Source organism: Amycolatopsis halotolerans, from assembly GCF_042647905.1.
GTDB lineage: Bacteria > Actinomycetota > Actinomycetes > Mycobacteriales > Pseudonocardiaceae > Amycolatopsis > Amycolatopsis halotolerans.
In genome coordinates this window covers 1-24,747 of record NZ_JBHRWI010000019.1, presented here as the reverse complement: position 1 = coordinate 24,747, position 24,747 = coordinate 1, and the positions used below count along the sequence as shown (strand labels likewise).

The window sequence follows — 24,747 nt, the reverse complement described above, 5'->3', positions numbered from 1 at the left end:
TCGTTAAGCTCCCGCCGTGCACCTTTCCCACCGCGTCCTCAACCGCGCGACCCTCGACCGGCAGCTGCTCTTGAAGCCCGCCAAGATGCCGGTTCTCGACGCCGTCACGCATCTCGCCGGGCTGCAAGCGCAAGCGCCGTTCCCGCCGTATTACGCGCTGTGGTGCCGGGTGCCGGGGTTCCAGCCGGACGATCTCGCGAGCCTGCTACTCGACCGCAGCGTGGTGCGGATGGTGCTGATGCGCGGCACGGTGCACCTCGTCCCCGCCGCCGACGCGCTGGCCTGGCGTCCGCTGACGCAGATCGTCATGGACCGCGCCCTGACAGCCGCCAACCAGCACCGGGAGCCGCTGTCCAAGCTCGACCACGACGCCGTGGCTAAGACGACCAGCGAGCTGCTGCGCGAGCGGCCGTATTCGAGCGACCAACTCGGCAAAGCGCTGGTCGAGCACTACCCGGAGACTCCTGCCGCGTCGCTGATGTTCCTGGTCCGCGCCGTCCTGCCGCTCGTGCAGATCCCGCCGCGCGGCATCTGGGGCAAGGCCGGGCAGCCGACCTACCAGGTCGCGGACCACTGGCTCGACGGCGTCGCCGCGCGCGAACCGTCCGCCGCCGAGCTGGTGCGCCGCTATCTCGCCGCGTTCGGTCCGGCCACGGTGGCGGACGTGCAGGCTTGGGCTGGCGTCACGAAGCTCGGCGAGGTGATCGAGGAGATGGACCTGCGCACCTACCTCGATCCCGAAGGCCGCACGCTCTACGACCTGCCGGACGCCACGCTGCCCGACGAGGACACGCCCGCGCCGCCGCGGCTGCTGGGTCCGTTCGACCAGACGCTGCTGTCCTACGCCGACCGCACGCGGATGATCAGCGACGAGCACCGCAAACGCGTGATCACCGTCAACGGCCTGGTCAAAGGCACCCTGCTGGTCGATGGCCGGGTCCGCGGGAGCTGGGAAACCACGACCACGCGCGAGTCAGCGGCAATGGCGCTGACGCCGTTCGAGCGCATCTCGAAGCGCGACACCGCCGCGTTGGAGAGCGCCGGGCGGAAGCTGCTCGCCTGGGCCGAGCCCGGCAAGACGCACGAGGTCCGGCTGATGAGCGAGTAACCGCGTCCGGTGGCCGGAATTCTCGATCGAGTGGCCGTTCGTGCCCTTCCGCACCGGCGGTCGCCTGCGTAGCTTCGGGCTATGGACGACACCCCGTCGGTGCTGGTAGTGGGCACCGGGTTCGGCGGAATCGGTACCGCGATCGAGCTGAAGCGCGCCGGTTTCCCGAACGTCACGATCCTGGAGCGGGCGGCCGAACCGGGCGGCGTGTGGCGCGAGAACACCTACCCCGGCGCGGCCTGCGACATCCCGTCGCCGCTGTATTCGTTCTCGTTCGAGCCCAACCCGGACTGGCCGAAGCGGTACGCGATGCAGCCGGACATCCACGCCTATCTCAAGCACGTGATCGCGAAATACGGCATCGAACCGCACATCCGCTACAGCCGCGAGGTCACGTCCGCGACCTACGAGGACGGCCGCTGGCGGGTCGAGACCGCACAAGGCGAAACCTTCGAGGCAGACGTCTTCGTGCCCGCCGTCGGCCAGCTCTCCCGGCCGGCTTGGCCGTCGATCCCGGGCCGCGAGACCTTTACCGGCGAGGCGTTCCACTCCGCCGAGTGGAACCACGAAATCCCGTTGGCGGGAAAGCGGATCGCGGTGATCGGCACCGGCGCGAGCGCGATCCAGTTCGTGCCGGAGATCCGCAAGGAAGCCGCGCACGTCACCGTCTTCCAGCGCACGCCGCCGTACATCATGGGCAAGAACGACGGCCGCTACAAAGCCTGGCAGAAGCGGCTTTTCCGCCGTCTGCCGAAGACACAGCTGTTCGGTCGCGCCCGGATCTTCCTGCTCGCCGAGTACGCGACCTACGGCATGACGCGATATCCGTTGCTGACCAAGATCTTCGAACTGCGCACCGCTCAGCTGCGCCGCCGCCATCTCAAAGACCGCGCACTGCGCCGCCGAGTGAAGCCGAACTATCCGTTGGGCTGCAAGCGGATCTTGTTCACCAACGACTACCTGCCCGCGCTCGCGCAGCCGAACGTCTCTGTCGAAACATCCTCGATCAAGGAAATCACCCCGCGTGGCATCCGCACCGCGGACGGCGTGGAGCACGAAGCGGACGTGCTGATCTACGGCACCGGTTTCAAGGCGACCGAATTCCTCGGTCCGATGAAGGTGCTCGGCCGCGACGGCCGGTCGCTGTCCGAGGCGTGGCGCGGCGGCGCGCGGGCGTACCTCGGCATGACAGTGCCGGGATTCCCGAACCTGTTCTGCGTGTACGGCCCCAACACCAACCTCGGCGCGGGCTCGATCATCTACATGATCGAGCGGCAAGCGCGCTACCTCCGCCAGGCCGTCGAGCACCTCGCCCGGCCGGACGTGGCGTCGCTGGAGGTACGGGCAGAAGTCGAGGAGCGCTACGACCGCGAGGTGCAAACGCGGCTCTCGCACAGCGTCTGGAGCGGTTGCACAAGCTGGTACCGGCAGGAAAACGGCCGGGTGAGCACCAACTGGCCCGGGCTGGTCACCGAATACGACCGCCGGACCAGGGCACTCGACCCGGCCGACTACCTGGTGCGTTCGATCAGGGCAGGTTCTTCAGGCCCGCGCTGACCGTGTTGGCGAACCCGTACCCGTTCGACGCGTCCCAGTTGATGGACCAGGTCATCGCGCCGCGGAACTCCGGATACGCCGCCGGCGGCTTGAACGAGCTGCAGTCGGTGCCCTTGGCCATGCAGTTCATCGCCGACACCACGTTCGACGGCGACTGGTACCCGCCGCCCGCGGCCGAGCCCGAGGACGGCAGCCCGAACGCGACCTGGTCGGCCCGCAGGCCGCCCTGCAGCTGGATGCACGAAAGCCCGGTGAGGAAGTCGACCGTGCCCTGGGAGTAGACGTTCCCGTTGCAGCCGAGCATCGCGCCCGAGTTGTAGTACTGCATGTTGACGACGGTCAGGATGTCCTTGACGTTCAGCGCCAGCTGGAAGTAGCCGCCCTGGGTGGACTGCATGTCGATCGTCTGCGGCGCCATGGTGATCACCGAGCCGCCGCCGTCGTGGATGCTGCGCAGCGCCTGTCCCATGTAGGTGGCGTTGATGCCGTTCTCCAGGTCGATGTCGACGCCGTCGAAACCGTAGGTGGAGATCAGCTGCTTCACCGAGTTGGCGAAGTTGCTCGCCGAGGAGCTGTCGCCGACGCTGATCGTGCCCTTCTCGCCGCCGACCGAGATGATCACCTTCTGGCCGCGCGCCTGCACGGTCTTGATGTCGTCGCGGAACTGCGCGTCGGTGTAGCCGCCGAGCTTCGACGACAGGGCCGGGTCGAGCGTGAAGCTCACCGCGCCGGGCGTGCTGGTGGCGTCGGCGAAGGCGACCGCGATGACGTTGTACGTCGTGGGCACGTCAGCGAGCTTCAGCGTCTTCGCGCCGTTGTCGAAGTTCTGCCAGTAGCCGGTGAGGATGTGCTTCGGCAGGTCGCCGTTGTGCGGCGGCGTGCTGGTCGTGGTGGTCGTCGTCGGCGAGGTCGGGGTCGTCGGCGTGGTGGACGTCGGCGAAGTCGGGTTCGTGGACGTGGTGGGCGGGGTGCCCGGGCCGTCGAGGTTGACGTCGTCGGCGAGGTAGGCGGGCTGGCCGTACCAGCCGTGCAGGTACACCGTGAGGCTCGTGGACGAGCCCGTGGTGAAGCTCAGGCTGAGCTGCTGCCAGCCGGTCGCGCCGGGCGTCCAGGTGTTCTGCACCGCGGAGCCGGAGACACCGAGGTAGACGTAGCTGCCCTGGACCCACGCGGACAGCTTGTACGCGGTGTTGGGCTGCACAGTGACCTGCTGGGAGCACTGCGCGGTGTCGGAGCCCGACGGCGCCGCGCTCAGCGAGTGGCTGCCGTCGTGCGCTTGGGTCGAGACGACCGACGAGGTGCCGGTGCAGGTCCAGCCCGACGTCGAGCCGGTCTCGAAGCCGGGATTGGCGAGGATGTTCGCGGCCGACGCGCTGCTGGTGCCGAGGGCGAGCGTGACACCGAGCGCGAGCGCGACCGAGGCCAGCAGGGACACCAGGGCAGGCAGCCGCCGGGGGGACGGGTGTGGGGACACGGGCAGACCTCCGCACGACAGTGAGCCAGGTCACCTCAAAATGGACTAGACCAATACGGATGTCAAGGAACTTCCGGAGGTGCTTCGGCGGGCCATCCGCGCCGCGCCGGGCGGGCAGCGGCACAATGCAGGCTCGGAGCAACCCGAGACGAAGCAGGAGCCTGGTTTTGAGCGTGCAGTCGGTCGAGCAGCGGATCGCCGAAGAGCTGGGGGTGCGCGAGGGGCAGGTCAAGGCCGCCGTCGGGCTCCTCGACGAGGGGTCCACGGTGCCGTTCATCGCCCGGTACCGCAAGGAAGTCACCGGAGAGCTGGACGACGCGCAGCTGCGCACGCTCGAGGAGCGGCTGCGCTACCTGCGCGAACTGGACGAGCGCCGCGGCGCGGTGCTGGAGTCCATCCGGAGCCAGGGCAAGCTGGACGAGGCGCTCGAGGCGCAGATCCTCGCCGCGGACACGAAGTCGCGGCTGGAGGACATCTACCTGCCCTACAAGCCGAAGCGGCGGACCAAGGCGCAGATCGCCCGCGAGGCCGGTCTGGAGCCGCTGGCCGACGGCCTGCTGAGCGACCCGACGACGGATCCGCAGGCAGCCGCCGCGGTGTTCGTCGACGCGGACAAGGGCGTCGCGGACGCGCAGGCCGCCCTCGACGGCGCGCGCGCCATCCTGGTCGAGCGCTTCGCCGAGGACGCCGACCTGATCGGCGAGCTGCGCGAGAAGATGTGGACCGAGGGTCACCTGGCGTCGAAGGTCCGCGCGGGCAAGGAGACCGACGGGGCCAAGTTCTCCGACTACTTCGACTTCTCCGAGCCCTACACCAAGCTCCCCTCGCACCGGATCCTCGCGATGCTCCGCGGCGAGAAGGAAGAGATCCTCGACCTGTCGATGGAGCCTTCCGAGCCGGTCGCCGAGGACGCTCCGCCCCGCGTCGGCCCCACCGAGTACGAGCAGCGCATCGCCGCGCGCTTCAGCATCAGCCAGCAGGACCGTCCCGGGGACAAGTGGCTCGGCGACACCGTGCGCTGGGCCTGGCGCACGAAGATCCTCCTGCACCTGGGCATCGACCTGCGGATGCGGCTGCGCCAGTCGGCCGAGGACGACGCCGTGCGCGTGTTCGCGGCGAACCTGCGCGACCTGCTGCTGGCCGCCCCGGCGGGCACCCGCGCGACGATGGGCCTCGACCCGGGCTTCCGCACTGGTGTCAAGGTGGCCGTGGTCGACGCGACCGGCAAGGTCGTCGACACCCACGTGATCTACCCGCACCAGCCCGCGAACAAGTGGGACCAGTCGATCGCCGAGCTGGCCGTGCTGGCCGGAAAGCACAACGTCGACCTGATCTCGATCGGCAACGGCACCGCCTCGCGCGAGACCGACAAGCTGGCGATCGAGCTGATCAAGAAGCACCCAGAGCTGAAGCTCACGAAGGCCGTCGTGTCCGAGGCGGGCGCTTCGGTGTACTCGGCTTCGGCGTTCGCTTCGCAGGAACTGCCGGGCATGGACGTCTCGCTGCGCGGCGCGGTCTCGATCGCGCGCCGGCTGCAGGACCCGCTGGCCGAACTGGTGAAGATCGACCCGAAGTCGATCGGCGTCGGCCAGTACCAGCACGACCTGTCCGAGGTGTCGCTGTCGCGTTCGCTGGACGCGGTGGTCGAGGACTGCGTGAACGCGGTCGGCGTGGACGTGAACACCGCGTCCGCCCCGCTGCTGACCCGGGTTTCGGGCATCACGACGTCGCTCGCGGAGAACATCGTGGCGCACCGCGACGGCAACGGCCCGTTCCGCTCGCGGACCGCGCTCAAGGACGTCGCGCGGCTCGGCCCGAAGGCGTTCGAGCAGTGCGCGGGCTTCCTCCGCATCCCGGACGGCGACGACCCGCTCGACGCGTCCTCGGTGCACCCGGAGGCCTACCCGGTCGTGCGGCGGATCCTCGACCGCACCGGCAGCGGCATCCGCGAGCTGATCGGCAACGCCCGGACCCTGCAGGCGCTGAAGCCCACCGAGTTCGTCGACGACACCTTCGGGCTCCCGACGGTCACCGACATCCTGTCCGAGCTGGAGAAGCCGGGCCGCGACCCGCGTCCGGCGTTCAAGACCGCGACGTTCGCCGAGGGCGTCGAGAAGATCGGCGACCTCAAGCCGGGCATGCGGCTGGAGGGCGTGGTGACGAACGTGGCCGCGTTCGGCGCGTTCATCGACGTCGGCGTGCACCAGGACGGCCTCGCGCACGTTTCGGCGCTGTCGAAGAACTTCGTGAAGGACCCGCGCGACGTCGTGAAGCCGGGCGACATCGTGAAGGTGAAGGTGCTGGAGGTCGACGTGCCGCGCAAGCGGATCTCGCTGACGCTGCGCCTGGACGACGAGCCCGGCGCGGGCACCAACCGCGGCGGTGGCGGCGGTCGCGACCGTGGCCAGGGCGGCGGTCAGGGTGGCGGCGGCCAGCGCCGGAACCAGCCGCAGCGCGGCGGTGGTGGCGGCGGTGGCCGGGACCGTCGCGACTCCGGCGGCAACGGCTCCATGGCCGACGCGCTCCGGCGGGCCGGATTCGGCAAGTAGAACGCCCCAATGCCACATTGGGTGCGTCTGACGCACCCAATGTGGCATTCGGTGCGCTCAACGCACCCAATGCCACATTGGGGCGTTCTCAGCAGCGGGTGCGGCGGCCCAGAGGACCGCTCTAGTGAGTGATGCGCGTCAGGGATTCATCTCGTACGCGCCGGAAAGCTCGCGCACGACCGCCCACACGCGGCCGAACCGTTCGTCGTCCACGACCGGCTTCCGCAGCCCGGCCAAAGCCAGCTCCTGCTGCTTCTCCGTGGAACTCGGCTTGCCGTGCAGATCGACCGCGGCGACGCTGAAGTCCTGCACCAGCACGGCGAACAACTGGTCCAGCACATCGTCTGACACGCCGGTCAGCTCAGCCTGCTCCAGGATCAGCTGCCCGTACACGACGAGAGTGAACAACTCGGTCAGCGCCAGGCCGAAGTCCAGGTCCTTCTGCTGCGCCTCGCCCGGCGTCGCCTCCGACAGCAGGCGCACCAGCACAGTGGCTTGTTCGGTGAACCGGGCGACGTTCGGCAGGTGCTTCGCGTTCTCGTACACCGGTTTCCAGTCGTGGAACCGGATCTTGGACAGTCCGCGCGCGGGGCCCTGCCGGAACAGGAAATCGTCGTCAGTGGCGTCGTCGCGGGTGGGCACCGCCGGGTATTCCTGCGGCGCGAACAGGTACGCGGGCATGAACTTCGCGATCAGCGCGAGATTCACCGCGACCGTGCCCTCCAGCTTGGGCAGGCCGTCGATGTCGTTCTTGGCCATCGCGAGGTAGGTGTCGGCCTCGAAACCCTTGGCCGCCACGACATCCGCGACCAGCCCGATCACCTTCTGCGCCTCGGTGGTGACCTTCATCTTGGTGATCGGGTTGTACAGCAGGTAGCGGCGGTCCTGCTGGTTCGCCGAGCGGAAGTAGTCGATCGCGCGGTCGGAGAACAGCTTCATCCCGGTCAGCCGCGCGTAGGCCTCGACGAATTCGCGGCGCACGTGCGGGAAATCGGTGACCGGGTTGCCGTACAGGATCCGGTTCTGCGCGTGCGTGACCGCCTCGTACAGCGAATGCGTCGCCATCCCGATGCCGCCGAAGCACAGGTTGAACTTGCCGATGTTTACCGTGTTCAACGCGGCGCTGAAAGCCTCCGGTCCGGTGTGGAGGAGGTCCTCGGCGCGCACCGGGTAGTCGTCGAGCCGGAACTCCGCGACGTACATCTGCGACGGCACGATGTTCTTCACGACGTGGTAGTTCGGGTGCTCGGAATCGGCGTAGAAGAACACGTACTGCTCGGGTCCTTCGACGCCTTCGATCCGGCCGAACACCGAAACCGTGCGCGCGCAGTTTCCGTTGCCGATGTAGTACTTCGACCCGTTGGCGCGGTAGCCGCCCTCGCCGTCCGGGGTGAGCACGAGGTCGGACGAGTAGATGTCCGCGCCGTGTTCCTTTTCGGACAGTCCGAACGCGCCTACCCCGCCCTCGGCCAGCGCTTCCGCGGCGCGCTTGCGGGCGGCCGCGTTTCCGCTCTGCCACACCGGTCCGAGGCCGAGAACGGTGACCTGGAACGGGTACCAGTAGTTGAGGCCGTAGAAGCCGAGGATTTCCGCCAGCGCGGCGATCCGGCTGGTGTCCCAGCGCTTCTCGGCGTCCCCGGCCGAATCCGCGGCCGGGGTGAGGAAGGTGGCGAACAGGCCCTCCTTGCCCGCGAACTCCAGGAAGTCGGCGTAGAACTCGCGGTCGCGATACGCCTCCGCGAGACGGCGCTTGCCGCGCGATTCGAACCAGTCGATCGTCGCCCGCAGCAGCCGCTGGGTCTCCGGGTCGAACTTCCGGGCGTCGTAGTCGCGCGGGTTCAGCAGCGCTGTCGCCGTTTCGCTCATCGCATCTCCAGGTCAGCCGATATTACTGCCCGGTAACTTTAGCGCGGTGCGGCCACCGAATTCCACCGCGTCCACCCGGCCGTGGTCATCGCGGCGGAAACGCGCGCTCGGCCTGCGGGTGTCGGAGGCGCGGGCGAGCACGTCGTCGGCGACGAAGACGACCTCGAACGGCGGGGCCGAGAGGATGTCCGGCTGATCGGTGTCGAGGATCATCTGCGCCCAGAGCGCGCCGTCACGTTCGGTCACCTCGAAGATGAGCGAGCCCGTCCGATACCGCCCAGGGCAGTCGCCCGGGTCGATCGCCCTGGACGGACGCCCGTCCAGTTTCGGCAGGTCAGCGAGGTTCTCGAGACACCAGTCGACGATCCGCGGACCGAGCGCGCCGCCGCCCGCGCTGTTGGTGAGCACGGTGACCGCGAGGTTCTCGCTCGGCGCCATCACGAACTCCGACAGCTGCAGGTTGCTGACGTTCCCGCCGTGCCGCACCAGCTGCGTGTCACCGTGGCTCAGCCGCAGCCAAGAGAGCCCGACCTCCTCGAACGGCAACGCGCCCTTGCGCTGCGCGTCGTGCATCAGGCGACGGGTCCCGTCGCTCAGCACCTCCCCGCCGGTCAGCTGGAATCGGGCCCATTTCAGCTGGTCGCGGGCAGTCGACCAGAGACCGCCGGCCGGAGCGTCCGCCCGGACGAGGCCGACGGTGTGCGCGACCGCCGGACCGTCCTCGCGCAGCGCGTGCCCGACCGCGTGCCGCCGGGTGAGCACGTCCCATGGCTGGAAGTACGAGTCCGTCATGCCGAGCGGCTCCAGCAGCCGGGTGCGCACCAGGTCCTCGTAGCTGCCGCCGGACACCGCCTCCGCGACGCGTCCGGCCAGCAGGAATCCGGCGTTGCAGTAGGAGAACACCTCGCCGACCGGGAACACCTGCGGCAGCTCGTCGAACTGCCGCACGGCGCGGGCGAGCGCGTCGTCGCCCCAGCCGGTGTCGACCTCGATGTCGCCGAGGAAGCCGGACGAGTGCGTGAGGAGGTGGCGCAGCGTGACGGTCTTGGTCGCGAGCGGGTCGGCGAGCCGCAGCTCCGGGAGGTACTCGACCACCGGCCGGTCCAGTTCGAGCACGCCGTCCTCGACCAGCACGAGCACCGCGGCGGCGGCGAACGTCTTGCTGGTGGAGCCGATCATGAACAGGGTGTCGTCGTCCACCGGCGTTCCGGTGTCCACACTGGACACTCCCGCGGTCAGCAGGATTTCCTTGCCCTCGTGGAGAATCCCGGCCGAGACACCGGGAACTCCCGCTTCCCGCGCCCATTCGCCCAGCAGTCCCCGGAGTTCGTCTGCGCTCATGCTGCCAGCCTCGCACCCGCGGACGCGGCGGCGATGGTGGAAACGAACGAACATCGCGCACCCGCTTCGTCGGTTCGCGCGTGGCGGCCTGCGGGCGATATCACGTAGCCCGCTGGATCTTGGGACGGTATAGTGGACGGTGCGGTCCGCTCAGTTCTGCCTCGGACCGCGTTTCACTGTTGTCGACGACCACGCGCCGCAGCCACCCGAGGCCGCGCCGGGCAGGACAACCGCGCTACGTACGGAGATACGGGACGCTTTCGCGTCCGCACCAACCATGACGACTTTCACTGAACTCGGCCTGCCCAAGACTCTTGTCGACGCGCTCGCCGCACAGGGCGTCACCGAGCCCTTCCCGATCCAGGCCGCCACGCTCCCGCACACGCTCGCGGGCCGCGACGTCCTCGGCCGCGGCCGCACCGGCTCCGGCAAGACCTACGGCTTCGTGCTGCCCGTGCTGGCCCGCCTGGCCGCGGGCCCGACGCGGCGGCGCCCCGGCCGGCCGCGGGCGCTGATCCTCGCCCCGACGCGCGAACTGGCCACCCAGATCGAGGCCGCGATCGTGCCCCTGGCGCGCCCGCTGGGCCTCAAGGCCACCACGATTTTCGGCGGCGTGAGCGCGAACCCGCAGATCACCCGCCTGCGCGACGGCGTCGACATCGTCGTCGCCTGCCCCGGCCGGCTCGCCGACCACATGCGCTCCGGCGAAGCGAAGCTGGACAAGATCGAGATCACCGTGCTCGACGAGGCCGACCACATGGCCGACCTGGGCTTCCTGCCCGAGGTCCGCCGCATCATGGCGGCGACCCCCGAGCGCGGCCAGCGCCTGCTGTTCTCCGCGACGCTCGACAACGGCATCGACGTGCTCGCGAAGCGCTTCATGAACGACCCGATGCTGCACAGCGTCGACTCGGCGCAGTCCCCGGTCTCGACCATGACGCACCACGTGCTGCACCTCGAGGAAACCCACCGCCTGCCGGTCCTGGTCGACCTCACCGCGGCGCCGGGCCGCACCCTGGTCTTCACCCGCACGAAGCACCGCGCGAAGGCCCTCACCCGCAAACTCGTCGCGAGCGGCGTACCCGCTGTCGAACTGCACGGCAACCTCGGCCAGAACGCGCGCACGCGCAACCTGGAAGCGTTCTCTTCGGGCACCGCGAAGACCCTGGTGGCCACGGACATCGCCGCCCGGGGCATCCACGTGGACGACGTCACGCTGGTCATCCACGCCGACCCGCCGGTCGAGCACAAGGCCTACCTGCACCGCTCCGGCCGCACCGCCCGCGCGGGCGCTTCAGGCACCGTGGTCACGCTGATGACCGACGAGCAGGTCTCGGACGTCCGCGCACTGACCCGGAAGGCGGGCATCTCGCCGACCACCACGCGGATCTCGCCCTCGCACCCGCTGCTGGCCGAACTGGCCCCCGGCGACCGTTCGTTCACCGCGTCGCCGCGCCGCCCGGTAGTGGACAACCGCCCGAAGACGGTGACCGCTTCCGGCGCCGCACCGGGCACGGGCCGCCGCCGAGGCGCTCCTTCGGAAAACCGAGGCGGCCTCGGCGCCCGGACCGGCTCGCAGCCCCGCCGTTCCGGTGGCGGCCGCGGCGGACCTCGTCAGGGCACAGAGCCCCGCGCCGCGCGGGCCGGATCCCCGGCTGGTTCGGACCGGCAGGCGGGCCAGGCTCGCCGGGAAGACCAGCGCCGCGGTACGGGTGCCGGCCGCCGAGGCGCGGAGGGCGCCAGTCGCCGCGCTGCCGGCGGCGACCGTCGCGGATCGGGCCAGCCGCCGCGAAACCGCCGCAACGGCTCGAGCGGACGGCGTCAGTCGGAGTCCTGAGTTGTGCACCGGGCGGGTCGGGGATTTCGGTCCCCGACCCGTTTTGCTGTGCGGGGGGTCAGCCCGCTTCCTCGTCGGCGAACCAGTCGCCGATGTCCTTCCGCTGGAAAGCTTTTGTTCAGAAGCCGTCGTCGGCAAGCCATCCGGCGATGGCGGCGGCGACCTTGTCCCGCGAGACAGTCAGTGTCTGGTAGTGCTTCGTCGGCCTCACCGGTATTCCAGCTGGTACCCGCCGTTGTCGCGAAGCCACACCTGAATGAAGACGTCCTTCGGATCGGCGTCGCTGCTTCACCCCGCAGGCCCCGGATCCGCCCAGAATTCCCTGATTTCGTCCGTAATGCCGTAATCCCGCGGGATCTCGAACGACAAACGCGTTGGATACGGCTCCGCACGAATGCGGCGAAGCTCCTCAGCCGACAACTCCGGCAGTTTCTTCCGCCGGGCCCGCGCTAGTTTCCGCGGTTTCCCCTCGCGCACGCACACCGCGGCGATAGCCAGCGCCTTGCAGACCATCATCCCCTCGCCGGACGGCGTCGACGGGCCCTTCAGGGAGACCCAGCCAGCGATGCAGCCCAGCCGGAGCAGTTCGTCGTCGGTGCACGACACGACCCACTCCGCCGCGGCGTCTTCGCCGTACTCGAGAAGATCTCGTCGGATCGAGCCTCTGGGTGCCGAAATCATGCTTCCCTCCCCGAAATCAGAGTATCGACGCGGCACTCCCGCTCACCGGCACCGTCCGGTAATACCGCGCTCCCGTGCCCGATAACGTTGCCGTGACTACTCCCTCACGCCTCAGGCTGGCCGTCGCTGCCTCGACCGCCATCGCGGCAGGCCTGCTGCTCGCTCCGCCCGCGAACGCCATCAGCGGCGGAACCCCCGTCCCCGACAAGGTTTTCGACTTCGTCGTCCGCGTCGCTGCCGATGGGCACGGCTGCAGCGGCGTTCTCCTCGGACCGCAATGGATCGTCACCGCCAGCGGGTGCGTTCCGGCCGGATCCGGGACACCGGCCACTCCAGTCACCGTCACGGCAGGCGGCACCACCGCGAAAGTCGCCGCGCTGATCCCGCGGCCGGACCGGGATCTCGTGCTGGCCAAGCTCGCCACCCCGATCGCCACCGTCACCCCGATCGCACTGGGCCGGACCGCGCCCGCAGCGGGCGAAACGCTCGCCGTCGCCGGGTTTGGCCGTACCTCGGACACCTGGGTTCCGGACAAGGCCACGACCTCGCCGTTCAGCACCGCGTCGGTCGCCGCCACCACCTTCGGCCTCACCAACGCCAACGGGCACGACACCTGCCTCGGCGACGCGGGCGGTCCCGCGATCCGCACTACGACGGGCAATACACCCGAGCTCGTCGGGATCAGCTCGCGGTCGTGGCAGCACGGCTGCCTCGCCGTCACCGAAACCCGCCAGGGCAGCGTCGAAACCCGCACCGACGACCTCGTCGACTGGATTCGCGCGCAGGCTCCCGAGCTGGCGATCCAGTGCCAGGCAACGGTTCCGCTCTTCGCCGTCAGCAGCGACCTGCAGCTCTACAACCACCCCAACCCGGCGGACGGCGGGCCGATGGGTCCCCAGCAGTCCACGATCGGCACCGGCGGCTGGAACAGCTACGTCCGTCTCCTCGCCGGACCCGGCGGCCTGGTCTACGGCATCCGCGCGAACGGCGACGTCTACCGCTACCAGTGGAACGGCACCGACTGGACGGCGGATTCGCGCGCCGTCGTCGCCACCGGCTGGACCGGGTTCGACGATCCGGCCAACCACAACCGCATCACCGTCGACAGCCGCGGCGACATCTACGCGGTCAACGCGGACGGCTCGCTCTCCCGCCGCCGCTACGACAACGCGGCCAAGACCTGGTCGACCGAAAACCTCGGCACCGGCTGGAATTCCTACAACCTCATCACCGGCGGCGGCGACGGCGTGCTCTACGCCCGCAGCACCGACGGCCTCCTCTACCGCTACGCCTGGGACGAGGCCGCGCACAAGTGGGCGCAGGAGAAGAAGCTCGTCGGCAACGGCGGCTGGAACGCTTTCACCCGCATCAGTTCCGCGGGCGCGGACGTCCTCTACACCGTCACCGGCGAGGGTGAACTGCGCTGGTACCGCTACCTGCCCCACAGCGACACCTGGGCCCCCGGCCCGACGGTGATCGGCGACGGCGGGTGGCAGCAGTTCTCTGACGTCGAGGCGCAGCGCGACTCCTGCACCTTGGTTCGCTAGCACCGGGGGTGCCGTGCTGCGGCAAAGCGCGGCACGGCACCCCTGGCCGCCTGATCGCTACGAGGACAAGAACAGCAAAAACGGCCCCACACCCAAGAACAACAACACCGCCGCGTTCGTCTTCCGGTACTCCAGCAGCAACGCCACGAACTCCCGCAAGAACGCACTAGGCACGAAGTAAGACGCCGTCCGCGCCCCGATCACGTTGAGCCGCAACCCCAATTGCCGCGCCAACACCGCCGTGCGGAACACGTGATAGTTGTTCGTCACGGCGAGAATCGGACCGGAAAACCCGCGCTCGGCAAGCAAAGCGACGCTGAACCGCAGGTTCTCGCTGGTGGTCGTCGCGCGGTCCTCCAGCACGATCTGTTCCGCGGGAACCCCGGCCGCGATGAGATACCGCGCCATCGCGTCCGCTTCGGAGGTCAGTTCATCCGCTCCCTGACCGCCGGACACCACCAGCAGCGCTCCCGGCGACCGCTGCTGCACCTGCACCGCGCGGTCGAGCCTGCTGGCCAGCAGCGGCGGCACCCGGTCGCCCTGCAGCCCCGAGCCGAGAACGACCACCGCGCCAGCGCGAGCGCGTCGGGTGACCCGGCTGTAGAGGATCGAGTACAGCAGCAACGCCGTGAACAGGAACGCCAAATAGCCGGTCACGAACAGCACCGCCATCGCGGCCACGCGCAGCAATGGCTGATCGTCGAAAACCAGCGAACTCACCGCGAGCGCGAACACCGCCAGCAGGCCCAGCCCGGCCAGCAGCGACAGCAGGTTCGCGAGCCGCCGGCCCTCTCGCCGCAGCATCACGACGCCGTTCGCGATCAGCGCCCACGGCAGCGCCAGCGCGCCGAGCCCGCCGACGATCATCACCACCGCGATGATCGCGATCTGCGCCCATTCGACGTGGTTGAAGAACGACAGCAGCCACAACCCGGTGAAAAACAGCGCGACCAGGAACCACACCGCGTTGCCGACCCGCCGCGGCTCGCGTGCGAACCGTACGACGAACACCAGCACGGAAGCGATCGCGAAAAGCCCGGACGTCATGGTCGTGCATTCTGTCTGGCACGCCTGAGCGTCGCGCGGGCAGGTACTCAGAGTGACGTCGTCAGACCCCGCGCGCGCAGCACCGACCGCTCCAGCGGACGGAACACGATCAGCTCGATCGCCACCCCGACGAACAAAATCAGGAAAATCGCGGCGATCACCGTGGGCATCGAGTTGTACGACGAACCGTCGTTCAAATACGTCCCCAGCCCGACGCCGAGACTCGGCGAACGCGCGATGAGTTCCGCCGCCATCAGCGAACGCCACGAGAACGCCCAGCCCTGCTTGAGCCCGGCGAGGAACCCGGGCAGCGCAGCGGGCAGCAGGATGTGCCGGGCGGCGGCGAAGCGTCCGGCGCCCATCACCTTGCCGACGCGCGGCAGGATCGGCGGGATCTGGTCGATGCCCGACACGAGGCCGTTCGCGATCGACGGGACCGAGCCGAGCAGCACGACGAAGTAGATCGCCGCGTCGTTGATGCCGAACCAGATCACCGCGGCGGGCACCCAGGCCACCGACGGCAGGCTCTGCAACCCGCTCAGCAGCGGCCCGATCGCGGCGCGGACCACGCGGACCTTCGCCACCAGGATGCCCAGCGGCGTCCCGATGACCACCCCGGCGGCGAAGCCGAGCGCGGCGCGGTGCACGGAGGTCCAGATGAAGCCGAACACCGAACCGTCGGTGACCGTTCTCCAGAACTCGGCCCAGACGTCCAGCGGCGCGGGCAGCGTCGTTTCCGGCCAGAACGCGGCGGCCCACAGGATCTGCCAGAGGACTATCAGCAGCACGAGCGCGCCGACCGGAGGCAGGAATCCGCGCACGAACCGGCGGCGCAGCGACGTCGGCCGCGCGCCGGTGGGAGTGTCGAGCCGGTCCAGTCCGGCGCCGACGGCTTCGTCTAGGTCGGGGGCCGCCTGGTCAGGCTGCGGCATGGGTGCTGATCACCTTTCGCAGATCGGCCGTGATCTCCTCGGCCAGCAGTTCCCCGTCGGCGGACGGGACGTCGTGCCACTCGCGGACCACGCGGCCCGGACGCGATGACAGCAGCACCACCCGCTGCCCAAGCCGGACAGCCTCGCGCACGTCGTGCGTCACGAACAGCACCGAGGTACCCGTGCTGCGCCACACCCGCAGCAGCTCGCTCTGCAGCACGTCGCGGGTGATCGCGTCGAGAGCCGCGAACGGTTCGTCCATGAGCAGCAACGCGTTCCCGTCGCCGCCGCCGACGCGGTGGGTCGCGGCGAGCGCGCGGGCCAGCGCGACCCGCTGCCGCATCCCGCCGGACAGCTCGTGCGGACGCTTGCGCCCCGCGTCGCTCAGCCGCACCAGGTCCAGCAGCTCAGCGGCCTTTTCACGGCGCTCGGAACGGCCGAATCCGGCGAGCCGCAGCGGCAGTTCCACGTTCCGGGACGCGGTCAGCCACGGCATCAGCGCGGCCTCCTGGAACATCACCGCGGGCCGCGAAGTGGTGAGAGTGATCTCACCGGCGGACGGCTGGTCGAGACCGGCGACGAGGTTCAGCAGCGTGCTCTTGCCGCAGCCGGACGCGCCGAGCAGGCAGACGAACTCGCCCGGTTCCACGGTCAGGTCGACCCCGTCGAGCGCGGTCACCGCGCCGCCGCCGGAGCCGAACACCTTGCCCACGCGGTCGAGGTGCACGGCGGCGGTCACTGGTCGGGCCAGGGTGGTGGTCATCGCGGATCGCCTTCCGGTCGGGACGTCACTTGGCCAGTTCGGGCGCGTTGACGGCGGGCAGCTGCTGTGCCTTGAGGACCTCGTTGAGCGGGCCGAAGTCGGCGAACCCCTTCAGGTCCACCACCTTGTCGACCACGCCCGCGGTCACCGAGTCCTTGGCCAGCTGCGGGAACTGCGCGGGCACCGGGTCGGTGGTCAGCTCGATGTTCGAGAACGCGCGGTCGAGCACCGCCGGGCTGAGCGAGCTGCCGGACAGCTCCTTGAGCGCTCCGTTGACCACGGTCTTCGCCTCGGCCGGGTTCTTCTTCGCCCAGTCGATCGCCTGCAGCTCGCCCTTCAGCAGCGCGCGCACGGTGTCCGGGTGCTGCTTGAGGAACTCGCTGCGCACGATCGCGACGGTGGTCGGGAACCGGCCTTCCGGCCACAGCGACTTCTCGTCGACCAGCACCTTCGCGCCCGCGTCGGCGACCAGCCGCGACGACCACGGCTCGGGCAGCCAGCCGCCGTCGACCTCGCCCTTCTTGAACGCGTCGAACGTCTTCGGGTTGTCCAGGTTGGTCACGTTGACCTGGCCGGTCAGGTGCTTCTCGGCGAGGAACTTCTTGAGCGCGACGTCCTGGGTGTTGGCCAGCTGCGGCGTCGCGATGGTCTTGCCCTTGAGCTGGTCGACCGAGGTGATCCCGGGCTTCACCACCAGCTGCGCGCCGCCGGTGACCGCGCCGGACACGAGCTGGATCGCGCCCTTGGACTTGGTGAAGGCGTTGATCGCCGGCCCGGAGCCGATGAACGCGACGTCGAGCGAACCGCCGAGCAGCGCGTTCACTTCGGACGGACCGGCGTTGAACGTCTGTGTCGTGAGTTTCGTGCCGCCGAGGTTCTGCGCGAAGAAGTTCTTCTTGACCCCGATCAGCGCGGGCGTGTGCGTCACGTTCGGGAAGAAGCCGACACGCACCTCCCCGGCGGCGCCCTGGTTGGTCGCGGCCTCAGTGCGGTCCGCTCGGGAACACCCGGCGAGCGCCCCGAGCACCGTCAGCGCGGCGAGTGCGGAAGCAAGCAATCGGGTTCGCGGAAATGTACGCACAAATGGCCCTTTCGCGGTCAGCGGAACGGGGCGAGAATGACACGTTCACCCGCGAGACTGCATATGCATCCGCATCCCGGGAAATTGTGTGGGATTACTTGACAGGCCCGGGCCTCACCTGCTCGCCAGGAGCGAGACGTCGCCGAACTCGTGCCACAGATACTCCCGTCGCACCGCCGCGTCGTAGGCCCGCTGCACCAGCTCGGGACCCACGACCGCCTCGAGAAGCAGCAGGTGAGACGCCTCCGGCGTATGCAATCCGGTGATCAAACCGTCGACCGCGCGGGCCGACCGGCCCGGACCGAGCACAAGTTCGGTCCATCCCGCCGCCGCGGTGACGAGCCCGCCGGGATTCGCCGCCGATTCGATCGCACGCACCGCCGTTGTCCCTACTGCGATAACGCGTCCACCCTGGTCACGCACCCAATTGACCAACGCGGCAGTCGTCGCCGGAACGCGAAATCGCTCTCCGTACGGCGGTTCTCCGGCCTCCGGCGACGAGACGCCGGTGTGTAACAAGATCGGCGCGAACAGCACTCCCCTCGAGACCAGTTGAGTCACGAGCTCCGGAGTGAACGGCCGCGCCGCGCTCGGCATCTCCGCCGAACCGGGATCGAGGGCGAACACAGTCTGGTAATTCGGCAACGGCCACGCGCGCGGGACATAGCCGTAGCGAATCGGCCGACCGACCTTCGCGAGATACCGCGCGACCTCGCCTTCCACTTCGATCTTCGCGCGCCACAACCGTTGTGCACCGGCGACGTGCGGCTCGCGCAGCGTGACGACAGCTCCGGCGGGCAGGCTGAGCCGCTCCCCCGCGCGGCCGTCGAGGAGCGGACCGCCAGGCGCACGAAGCTCGATGACCCAGGTGCCATCGTCGAGTTCGGTGGAGAAGTGGACGGTGATGACGCGTTCGTCCCGGACCGCGTCGACGGCGGCGGGCAACGTGCCGGAAGTATTGACTACCAACAGATCGCCCGGGTTCAGGAACGCGGGCAGGTCTCGGAAAGTGGTGTGCTGTATGTCCGCCGGACCGGCCGCGAGCAGCCGCACCTCGTCCCGCTCGAGGCCGCGCGCTTCGGGCGGAGCGGACGCGCTGCGATCCTCGGCCAGGTCGAACCGGGTGTGCGGCGCGTTCACGACCGCACCTGCAGATCCGCCGCCTTGAACCGGCCGCTCGGCGGACGTTCCTCCAGCAGCCGCAGGAAAGCAGGTACCGCGGTCTCCGGCAGCGGCCGGTCCGAAATGTCCTCGCCCGGGAAAGCGGCCTGGTGCATGGCAGTGCGCAAATTCCCGGGATCGACGGCATACACCGCGATTTCCGGGTTTTCCACGCCGAGCACCGCGCTCAGGTGGTCCAGCGCGGCCTTCGCCGAACCGTAGCCGCCCCAGCCCTCGTACGCCTCCACGGCGGCGTCGGAGCTGATGTTCACCAGCACTCCCTTGGCCGTGGCGAGCGCGGGCAACAGCAGGCGGGCGAGCGCTAGCGGCGCGAAAACGTTGGTGCGGAAGACAGTTTCCAGCTCGTCCGGCGGGTATTCGACCAGCGGCGGCAGCGGACTGACGCCGAGCGTGCTGGCGTTGTTGACAAGCAGGTCGAGCCGGGGTCCGGCGGCTTCGGCGAGCCGGGCGCGGTGCACGGGATCGGTGACGTCGCCGGGCACCGGGGTGAATCCGGCCTCCGCCGCAGCGGCGCGCAGCGTCCCCGGGTCGCGTCCGGTGCCCAGCACTGTCCATTCGCGACGGACGAGAGCCGCGGCGAGCGCCCGGCCCAGACCGGCGGAAGCGCCGGTGACAACAGCTACTGGCATGGGTTCCTCCAGAAGTAGGCACCTGCCAGCGTGCGACCTCTACCTTACTGGAGGTCAACCGGTCGGCGGCCGCGCAGCAGCGTGTACGCCACCAGCGAAACCACGAACCCGGCGTAGTAGGCCAGGTCCGCACCATGCAGCGCCGCGGCGACCGGTCCGGTGTAGACGGTCGTGTTCATGAACGGCACCGCCGCTGCGAAGCCCACCACGAACGCCACCAGCGCGGCCCAACCGCGCACCGGACGCTGCAGCTCAGCGAGCACATCGATCTCGCGTCCGCCACGCCTGCGCCGCAGCCAATCCGGCACGACGACACCGAGGAACGGCGGGATCCAGTAACTCACCACCAGCAGCACGTTCTGGAATTTCGCCGCCAGATCCCCGGTGTGCATCCAGAGAATCAGCGCGAACGCCAGCACCGTCACGACCACCGCCGACACCGGCCGGCGCACCCGCACGCCAACAGTCTGCAGCGCGAGCGAGCCGCTGTAGTCGTTCATCGCGTTGGACGACACTGCGGCCAGCGCGATCACCAGCAGCGCGACCGCACCCAGCACACCCCCGCCGAGCAGCGTCGACACTCCAGCAGCGGTCTGGTCGCCCAGCGCGCTACCAAGCGCGAGGCCGATGCCCTCGCCGAGCGCGTACGAGGCGGTCAGGCCGAGCAGCGTGAACCAGAAGACGCCGCTCGGTCGCGTCGAAGCAGGCAGGTAACGGCTGAAATCCGAGGCATAAGGAGCCCACGAAATCGCCAGACTGAGCGTAATGGTGGAAAACAGCACGACGGCACCGGCGAAATCGCCGCCAGTCGCGGAATCGGTAAACGTGATCGGATGATCAAGCACCACCTTTACGGCGAGCGCGACAAATGCGACAACCAGCACCACGCTCATCACGGCCTGGACCCGGTGGATCACCGCGTAACCGAATACGCCGAGCGTGCACTGCAGCACCAGCACCACGAGCACCGCGGCCCAGAACGGCAGCCCGGTGAGCTGCGCCAGCGCTTCGCCGCCGAACAGTCCCACCAGCGCGTCCCACGCGATCGAGCCGAGCCATTGCACCAGGCCGGGCAGCACGACGCCGCGGCCGAACGGGAGCCGCGCGAGCGGCAGCTGACCGGTTCCGGTGCGCGGACCCCAGGTGGACAGCCAGGCGACCGGCAGCGAGCCGACCACGGTGCCGATCAAGGCGATGACGAACCCGGTGGTGAAACCGAGCCCGAGCGTCGCGCCGAGGGTGCCGGTGAACACGGCGGTCATGGTGAGGTTCGGCGCGAACCACACGCCCGCGAGCCGCCACGGCCTGCCGAACCGGTTTTCCGCCGGGATCGGGGTGATTCCGTGCGTTTCGATCGCGAAATCCCCTGCTCCAGATGGCATCCGGCCACCGAAGACCTCGGCGTCGATCCCGCTCATGCGCTGCCCTTTCTCCCGGCTGACCCGTGAGTCTGAACCGGAGTGCCCGGCCGCGCCAATAATCTGTGGCGTTCCCGACCCGGCCCAGGCAGGATCGCCGGGTGGGGGAAGCACCGTTGCGCCATCGCGCGTTCGCGATTTTCTACGCCGGACGACTGGTCTCGCTCCTGGGCAGCGCCATGACCCCGGTCGCCCTGTCCTTCGCGGTGCTGGGCAGCAGCCACAGCCCGACCGACCTCGGCATCGTGCTCGCCGCCGGGATCGTCCCGCTGCTGGCGTTCCTGCTCGTCGGCGGTGCGGTCGGCGACCGGTTCCCGCGCAACCGCGTGCTGCGGCTGTCGAACCTCGGCGCCGGTGCGGCCCAGCTGGCGGCCGCGGCCATCCTGCTCACCGGCAACTACTCGCTGGGCGCCCTCGTCGCGACCGAGTTCCTCGGCGGGATCTGCACGGCGTTCACCACGCCGGTGCTGCGCGGGATCGTGCCGCAGATCGTCCCGGCGGAATCGCTGCGGCAGGCGAACTCGCTGCTGGCCACCGGACGGAACATCACCAAGGTGGCCGGTCCGGCCGTCGCCGGGGTCCTGGTCGGCACGGTCGGCGGCGGGTGGGCGATCGCCGCCGACGGGGTGTCGTTCGTGCTCGCCGCCTTGCTCTACCAGGCGATCACGCTGCCCCCGGCGGAGAAGTCCGAGCAGAACAGCGTCTTGCACAGCGTGCGAATCGGCTGGCGGCAGTTCTGGCGGATCCCGTGGCTGTGGCGGGTGGTCACGGCGTTCACCGTCTACAACATCGTCTTCACCGGCGGCTGGCTGGTGCTCGGGCCGGGTATCGCGCAGGACACCATCGGCGCGGCCGGATGGGGCGCGGCGCTGAGCGTGCGCGCGGTGGGCGCGCTGCTGGCCGGGCTGGTGATGTACCGGTTCGCGCCGAAACGACTGCTGCCGGTCGGACTGGTCGGCGCGGCCCTGACCGCGCTGCCGCTGTTCGCGCTCGGCACGCACGCGAACTTCGCCGTGCTGGCCGGGACGACGTTCGTCGCCGGGTTCTCCGCCGGCGTCATGGGCGTGGCCTGGGATACGACGTTGCAGGAGAACATCCCCGGGCATCTCCTGTCCCGGATGGCCGCGTTCGACGATTTCGGCTCCTACGCGGGCATTCCGATCGGCGAACTCCTCGCCGGACCGCTCGGCGCCGCGTTCGGCGCGCCCGCGGTGCTGCTCGTCGGCGGGTTCGTCCTGGTCGCCACCTCGCTTTCCCCGCTGCGCTCCCGTGCCGTCCGCGCACTGCGGCACCCGCCGGTCCCCGTGCCGTGAAGGACCGCCACGCAAGGAAGGGCCTGCCAGGGAGTCCCGGCAGGCCCTTCCTTTCACCCCTCGGTCACACCAGCAAGAGGAACGCCACTCCGTTGGGCGAGCCGAGGCCCGTCACGTCGTCGTAGCCCTTGGTCGTGTGGATCGTCAGGTTCGGGTAGTCGAGCACCCGGGCCGAGGTCTTCAGCCCGGCCGACGCGTCGGTCCCGTTGGCGAAGTCCACGCGCTGCACCGCGCCGTCGACGTGCTGCACGTCGTGGATCGCCGACGTGCGCGACGTCAGCTGGTACAGCACCGGGTTGATGAACCCGTGGTGGAAGTGGTCGAGGCTGTCGGCCACCGCCATCACGCCCGCGAACACCGGCGACGCCAGGCTCGTGCCGCCGATCCGGTACTGGTCGTAGTAGACGCCGTCCGGGAAGGTCTGCGTCTGGCCCACCAGGAACCCGGTGTTCGGGTCGGCGATCGCGGAGATGTCCGGGACCACGCGGCCCTTCGCGCCGCCGGTCTGGTTCTTCGTGGACAGTGCGTCCGGCACGATTCCCTTCTGGTAGAAGGGCTGGCCGAACAGCCGGCTCGTGCCGCCGCCCGCGCCGCCGTTGAACGTGCCCGGGAACGCCGGGGCGTAGGCGCCGTTGTCCAGCGTCGACTTGCCGGTCTCCCAACCGGTTTCGAAGATCCGCTTGCCGTCCTGGCCGACCGCCAGCGACGTGCCGCCGACCGCGGTCACCCACGGAGCCGAAGCAGAGAAGTCCGGCGACGGCGTGCCCAGCCGCGCGACCTCGTCCCCGTTGTCGCCGGAGGAGAAGTACACGCCGATGCCCTCGAGCACCGCCTGCATCGAGATCTGGTTGAACACCTTGACCTCGGCGGCCGGGATGTCCTCGCCGGTGTCGCCGTAGGAGTTGGAGATGATGTCGGCCTTGTGCCCCGCGACAACGTAGTTCAGCGCGGTGTCCAGCGACAGGTCTTCACAGTCCTGCCCGCCGACGTAGAGGATGTTCGCGCCCGGCGCGAGCCCGTGCGCGGCCTCGACGTCCAGGGTCTCCTCGCCGTACCAGCCGGAAGCGTCGCACTGGTCCGGCCCTTCGAGCACCGGGTTCGGCGGGAAGATGTGCTGCTTGAACTGCTGCTTGGTCAGCGGGTGCGCCGGGTCGTTGCGCTTGGCGTACTCCGCCGCGTCGGCGTAGATCGTCGGCGAGGCGAACGCGTCCACGATGGCGATCGTGGTGCCGCGACCGTCCGCACCGAGCTTCGCGGCCTGGTCCAGCCCGTACGCCGAACGCAGCTGCGCGGGCGTGTAACCGCACGGCGCGTAGGGAAGCTGCTTGCCGTTGTACGCCGGGTCAGTCGTGTCGGTCTTCTCGCCGTAGTAGGCGCTGCACGGTCCCGAGTTGCGGAATCCCTTGCTGGGCGGCGCGGTCGACGGGCTGCCCTGCACGCGAGACTGCTTCGTCGCCGGCGTGTCCGCACCGTCGGTGTGGTCCGGCTTGAACAGATTCGTCGCCTGGTCGACGCCGACGACGCCGAGCACGTCCTTGGCCAGCGAGGCCGGAACGGACAGGTCCTTGTCCGCCGCCCGCAACGTCTGTCCCTTGACCTGGTACTTGCCCAGGTTCACCGCGAACGCGCGCTGCACCTGGTCAGCGGTACCGGTCGCCTCGACGTACGCCCGGTTGGACGGCACCTCGCCGGTGGTGAATCCGCTTGCGGACAGCCAATTCTTCACCGCGGACACAGTCTGGTCGGAAGCCGCGAACTGGTCGCGCACCTGGTCCGGCGAAAGATAATGCCGGTACCCGCGACTGTTCGGATCGGACACCGACTGCGCGGCCGCCTCCGCCGCGCCCTGGTCCTTGAGGTTCAAGTAAACCCGAAAGTCCATTGTGGACGACGCGGCCGTGTCGGCCACCTTGGACTGCGGATTGGCCCAAGCCGGATGCGATTGCGGAATGTCCGCCCGCCCCTGAGCCGACGCCACGGCAGGCGAAGCGGCCAAGCCGCCCACCACCGCCAGCGAAAGAAACATGGTGACGCTTCTACGCACAGCAACTCCCTCGTGTTGCGCGGCCTCGACCCCGCCTGCCGCCGGAACGAGACTAGGACTGCCCCCGCCCGCCAGGGAAGCGTCAAGCTCCCCGGTGCGGAACCGTTATCTGCTCCTCTCATCGCGACACAAGGGACAAGCGCGACCAAAGTCCGTTTCATCCGCACTGTCCACAGCGGAATGTGCCGAAATCAGAAAAACGCCCGTTTCGCAGCCCTCCCCGCACAGCACTAGACAGCCCCAACCGCCACCTACGAAGGTCGCACAATCCCGATCAGCGACACCAGAAACTCACCCATCCGCCCACCCGCGCCCAAGTACGTGAGGGGAACCCTGAGGGAATGAACTGCTCCCCGGGAGTTGGACTGGGAATCGAGT

General features: G+C 69.3%; 18 protein-coding genes. 6 read left to right on the top strand and 12 right to left on the bottom strand.

The features are described from left to right. Positions 1–16: 16 nt before the first annotated feature. The gene (locus tag ACFORO_RS14155; protein ID WP_377875132.1) at positions 17–1,108 is read left to right on the top strand and encodes a winged helix DNA-binding domain-containing protein; all 1,092 of its coding nucleotides are present in this window, start codon (positions 17–19) and stop codon (positions 1,106–1,108) included. Positions 1,109–1,189: 81 nt separating this feature from the next. Then, positions 1,190–2,665 carry a flavin-containing monooxygenase gene (locus ACFORO_RS14150; RefSeq protein ID WP_377875134.1) on the top strand — a complete coding sequence of 492 codons (1,476 nt, stop codon included), beginning with the start codon at positions 1,190–1,192 and terminating at the stop codon, positions 2,663–2,665. On the opposite strand, the gene ACFORO_RS14145 is transcribed toward ACFORO_RS14150, so the two are convergent. Then, a complete protein-coding gene (locus ACFORO_RS14145; protein ID WP_377875136.1) occupies positions 2,637–4,139 on the bottom strand; it encodes a chitinase in 1,503 nt (500 codons plus the stop codon). The two genes, ACFORO_RS14150 and ACFORO_RS14145, sit on opposite strands and share 29 nt — an antisense overlap. Positions 4,140–4,264: 125 nt before the next feature. Here ACFORO_RS14145 and ACFORO_RS14140 point away from each other — a divergent pair, with 125 nt between their 5' ends. Next, a complete protein-coding gene (locus ACFORO_RS14140) occupies positions 4,265–6,688 on the top strand; it encodes a Tex family protein (protein WP_377875139.1) in 2,424 nt (807 codons plus the stop codon). Positions 6,689–6,826: 138 nt separating this feature from the next. On the opposite strand, the gene ACFORO_RS14135 is transcribed toward ACFORO_RS14140, so the two are convergent. Further along, the gene (locus ACFORO_RS14135; RefSeq protein WP_377875141.1) at positions 6,827–8,554 is read right to left on the bottom strand and encodes an acyl-CoA dehydrogenase; all 1,728 of its coding nucleotides are present in this window, start codon (positions 8,552–8,554) and stop codon (positions 6,827–6,829) included. A 12-nt stretch (positions 8,555–8,566) separates the two neighbouring features. Next, positions 8,567–9,895 (bottom strand): serine hydrolase domain-containing protein, encoded by a 1,329-nt coding sequence (locus ACFORO_RS14130; RefSeq protein WP_377875143.1) that lies wholly within the window; start codon positions 9,893–9,895, stop codon positions 8,567–8,569. 277 nt (positions 9,896–10,172) lie between these two features. Here ACFORO_RS14130 and ACFORO_RS14125 point away from each other — a divergent pair, with 277 nt between their 5' ends. Beyond that, positions 10,173–11,732, top strand: a complete 1,560-nt coding sequence (locus ACFORO_RS14125) for a DEAD/DEAH box helicase (RefSeq protein WP_377875145.1) — start codon at positions 10,173–10,175, stop codon at positions 11,730–11,732. Between the two features lie 288 nt (positions 11,733–12,020). On the opposite strand, the gene ACFORO_RS14120 is transcribed toward ACFORO_RS14125, so the two are convergent. After that, positions 12,021–12,413 (bottom strand): hypothetical protein, encoded by a 393-nt coding sequence (locus ACFORO_RS14120; protein WP_377875147.1) that lies wholly within the window; start codon positions 12,411–12,413, stop codon positions 12,021–12,023. Positions 12,414–12,505: 92 nt separating this feature from the next. Here ACFORO_RS14120 and ACFORO_RS14115 point away from each other — a divergent pair, with 92 nt between their 5' ends. Next, a complete protein-coding gene (locus ACFORO_RS14115; RefSeq protein ID WP_377875149.1) occupies positions 12,506–13,960 on the top strand; it encodes a tachylectin-related carbohydrate-binding protein in 1,455 nt (484 codons plus the stop codon). A 57-nt stretch (positions 13,961–14,017) separates the two neighbouring features. On the opposite strand, the gene ACFORO_RS14110 is transcribed toward ACFORO_RS14115, so the two are convergent. From ACFORO_RS14110 to ACFORO_RS14080, 7 genes are all read right to left on the bottom strand, one after another. Then, positions 14,018–15,007: a YdcF family protein gene (locus tag ACFORO_RS14110; RefSeq protein ID WP_377875151.1), complete on the bottom strand. Its 990-nt coding sequence runs from the start codon at positions 15,005–15,007 to the stop codon at positions 14,018–14,020. A 47-nt stretch (positions 15,008–15,054) separates the two neighbouring features. Then, complete coding sequence (locus ACFORO_RS14105; RefSeq protein WP_377875153.1) at positions 15,055–15,939, bottom strand: ABC transporter permease; 885 nt, start codon at positions 15,937–15,939, stop codon at positions 15,055–15,057. Beyond that, a complete protein-coding gene (locus ACFORO_RS14100) occupies positions 15,926–16,702 on the bottom strand; it encodes an ABC transporter ATP-binding protein (RefSeq protein WP_377875156.1) in 777 nt (258 codons plus the stop codon). Before ACFORO_RS14100 ends, ACFORO_RS14105 begins: the two co-directional genes overlap by 14 nt. A gap of 25 nt (positions 16,703–16,727) precedes the next feature. Further along, positions 16,728–17,783: an ABC transporter substrate-binding protein gene (locus ACFORO_RS14095; protein ID WP_370939788.1), complete on the bottom strand. Its 1,056-nt coding sequence runs from the start codon at positions 17,781–17,783 to the stop codon at positions 16,728–16,730. Between the two features lie 114 nt (positions 17,784–17,897). After that, positions 17,898–18,923 carry an S-adenosylmethionine:tRNA ribosyltransferase-isomerase gene (locus ACFORO_RS14090; protein WP_377875158.1) on the bottom strand — a complete coding sequence of 342 codons (1,026 nt, stop codon included), beginning with the start codon at positions 18,921–18,923 and terminating at the stop codon, positions 17,898–17,900. Then, entirely contained in the window at positions 18,920–19,594 is a 675-nt protein-coding gene (locus ACFORO_RS14085; protein ID WP_377875160.1) for an SDR family NAD(P)-dependent oxidoreductase, read from the bottom strand. The genes ACFORO_RS14090 and ACFORO_RS14085 overlap by 4 nt, the downstream gene beginning before the upstream one ends. A 44-nt stretch (positions 19,595–19,638) precedes the next feature. Beyond that, positions 19,639–21,012, bottom strand: coding sequence for a purine-cytosine permease family protein (locus ACFORO_RS14080; RefSeq protein ID WP_377875163.1), 1,374 nt, complete (start codon positions 21,010–21,012; stop codon positions 19,639–19,641). A gap of 101 nt (positions 21,013–21,113) precedes the next feature. Here ACFORO_RS14080 and ACFORO_RS14075 point away from each other — a divergent pair, with 101 nt between their 5' ends. After that, positions 21,114–22,325: an MFS transporter gene (locus ACFORO_RS14075; protein ID WP_377875166.1), complete on the top strand. Its 1,212-nt coding sequence runs from the start codon at positions 21,114–21,116 to the stop codon at positions 22,323–22,325. A gap of 64 nt (positions 22,326–22,389) precedes the next feature. Here the strand turns inward: ACFORO_RS14075 and ACFORO_RS14070 are convergent, their stop codons facing one another. After that, positions 22,390–24,369, bottom strand: coding sequence for a S53 family peptidase (locus ACFORO_RS14070; RefSeq protein WP_377875168.1), 1,980 nt, complete (start codon positions 24,367–24,369; stop codon positions 22,390–22,392). Between the last annotated feature and the right edge of the window lie 378 nt (positions 24,370–24,747).

Excerpts from the sequence above, each read along its gene's own strand:
- ACFORO_RS14085 (WP_377875160.1), bottom strand. The coding sequence starts at position 19,594 with ATGCCAGTAGCTGTTGTCACCGGCGCTTCCGCCGGTCTGGGCCGGGCG.
- ACFORO_RS14110 (WP_377875151.1), bottom strand. The coding sequence starts at position 15,007 with ATGACGTCCGGGCTTTTCGCGATCGCTTCCGTGCTGGTGTTCGTCGTA.
- ACFORO_RS14100 (WP_377875156.1), bottom strand. The coding sequence starts at position 16,702 with ATGACCACCACCCTGGCCCGACCAGTGACCGCCGCCGTGCACCTCGAC.
- ACFORO_RS14140 (WP_377875139.1), top strand. The coding sequence starts at position 4,265 with ATGCAGGCTCGGAGCAACCCGAGACGAAGCAGGAGCCTGGTTTTGAGC.
- ACFORO_RS14130 (WP_377875143.1), bottom strand. The coding sequence starts at position 9,895 with ATGAGCGCAGACGAACTCCGGGGACTGCTGGGCGAATGGGCGCGGGAA.
- ACFORO_RS14125 (WP_377875145.1), top strand. The coding sequence starts at position 10,173 with ATGACGACTTTCACTGAACTCGGCCTGCCCAAGACTCTTGTCGACGCG.
- ACFORO_RS14120 (WP_377875147.1), bottom strand. The coding sequence starts at position 12,413 with ATGATTTCGGCACCCAGAGGCTCGATCCGACGAGATCTTCTCGAGTAC.
- ACFORO_RS14080 (WP_377875163.1), bottom strand. The coding sequence starts at position 21,012 with ATGAGCGGGATCGACGCCGAGGTCTTCGGTGGCCGGATGCCATCTGGA.
- ACFORO_RS14150 (WP_377875134.1), top strand. The coding sequence starts at position 1,190 with ATGGACGACACCCCGTCGGTGCTGGTAGTGGGCACCGGGTTCGGCGGA.
- ACFORO_RS14105 (WP_377875153.1), bottom strand. The coding sequence starts at position 15,939 with ATGCCGCAGCCTGACCAGGCGGCCCCCGACCTAGACGAAGCCGTCGGC.
- ACFORO_RS14135 (WP_377875141.1), bottom strand. The coding sequence starts at position 8,554 with ATGAGCGAAACGGCGACAGCGCTGCTGAACCCGCGCGACTACGACGCC.